The organism is Actinomyces sp. ICM58 (assembly GCF_000283035.1).
Lineage (GTDB): Bacteria > Actinomycetota > Actinomycetes > Actinomycetales > Actinomycetaceae > Pauljensenia.
The window spans coordinates 1-1,423 of the sequence record NZ_ALIY01000210.1 but is presented as its reverse complement, the minus strand read 5'-3'; the positions used below and the strand labels follow the sequence as shown (position 1 = coordinate 1,423).

General features: G+C 61.8%; 1 protein-coding gene and 1 rRNA gene. Both read left to right on the top strand.

Going from position 1 to position 1,423, the window contains the following annotated elements; translation table 11 throughout:
* Nucleotides 1-130 precede the first annotated feature (130 nt).
* Nucleotides 131-247, top strand: a 5S ribosomal RNA gene (gene rrf / locus HMPREF1138_RS09325).
* A gap of 569 nt (nt 248-816) precedes the next feature.
* On the top strand, nt 817-1,341 hold the full coding sequence (locus HMPREF1138_RS09320) for an NADPH-dependent FMN reductase (protein ID WP_009059117.1): 525 nt from the start codon (nt 817-819) through the stop codon (nt 1,339-1,341).
* Nucleotides 1,342-1,423: the final 82 nt, after the last annotated feature.

The window sequence follows — 1,423 nt, the reverse complement described above, 5'->3', positions numbered from 1 at the left end:
AACAAACACCCACACAAAACGCGGGTGAAACAAAAACATGAGTGCACACACTGCCGCAACCACTATACAAATCACGATCAACCCACACCCCCCCAACACACGGCGGGGGGATGGTGTTGAACACCAGTCTTGTGGTGGTCATAGCACCGGGGAAACGCCCAGCAACATTCCGAACCTGGAAGCTAAGCCCGGCAGCGCCAATGGTACTGCAACCGACAGGTTGTGGGAGAGTAGGACACCGCCACAACACACTTCAGGCAAGCGGCCAGGAACCCAACGGTTCCTGGCCGCTCCGCTATCCCACACAGCAAAAACCACCCCTAGCGACCGACACACACAAAACCACACCCAGCAAACACACCAGCACGCATATGGGCCCGCTCAAGTGCATGTGGTCCCGCTCCTGTGAGCCTGGGCAGCCACGCCCACGCACGCATGAGAGGGTCGGCGCGCCACTGTGCGGGTTCACGTGCGCATCTCAGTGGCTAACGCGCGAGCGCGGCGTTGAGCTGTCTCGGGCGCCCGGCCTGCAGGCTGGAGGCGCGCTTCCTGCGCTTGGTATGGGGACGGATGCGGGGGCCGTGCGTCTCTTCTGCGCTGGGTGCCCGGGAACTGGCGGGGCCAACATGTTGCGTCCTGTATCCCTCACAGTGTGCGCACAGAGAAGCCCTCGTTGGGCAAGAATTTGGGGATGGCTGCTAGCCCTGTCAACCATTTGTAGGACTTGTGTCCTATTTGATAGCAGCCGGGGTTGTCCCGCAATGATGCAGGCTGTAAAGTACTTGAGGTTTCAACAAACTTGCGAAAGGAAAAGCCATGGCTTCCGTTGCTGTCGTTCTCGGTTCTATCCGCCCCGGTCGTGCGGGTGAGCAGGTCGTCCGTTGGATCGAGGAGCAGTCGCTCCGCCTCGAGGGCGTCACCCCCATCTTCATCGATCTTCGCGACTACAACCTTCCTTTCTTCGCCGAAGAGATGCCCCCGTCGATGCAGGCCCCGACCCTGCCCGAGGCCGTGCGCCTCCGCACCAACATCGAGGCCCTTGACGCCGTCGTCTTCGTGACCCCCGAGTACAACCATTCGATCTCCGGTGTCCTGAAGAATGCCATCGACTACCTGCCCCCGGCCACGCTGAAGGACAAGGCGACGGCTCTGGTCGGCTACTCCTACTACGGCGGCGTCACCCCGCGCACGCACCTGCGCGAGATTCTCTCCACCTTCGGTGCCGACGTCCGCGATCAGGAGATCGGCATTAACCTTGGTTCTGACTTCGTCGACGGCGCCTTCACGCCGTCGGAGGAGCTGAGCGCCCAGCTTCGCGAGCTTCTCGCCTCCCTGGCCTGAGAACGCTATTTCGCGTGGTTTTGCGGCCTGTCATGGGCCGCTCGGGCCTCGTGAGAATGGCGATGATGGGCGGGTGGCCCGG

Coding starts and splice junctions, on each gene's coding strand:
- HMPREF1138_RS09320 (WP_009059117.1), top strand. CDS start 817: ATGGCTTCCGTTGCTGTCGTTCTCGGTTCTATCCGCCCCGGTCGTGCG.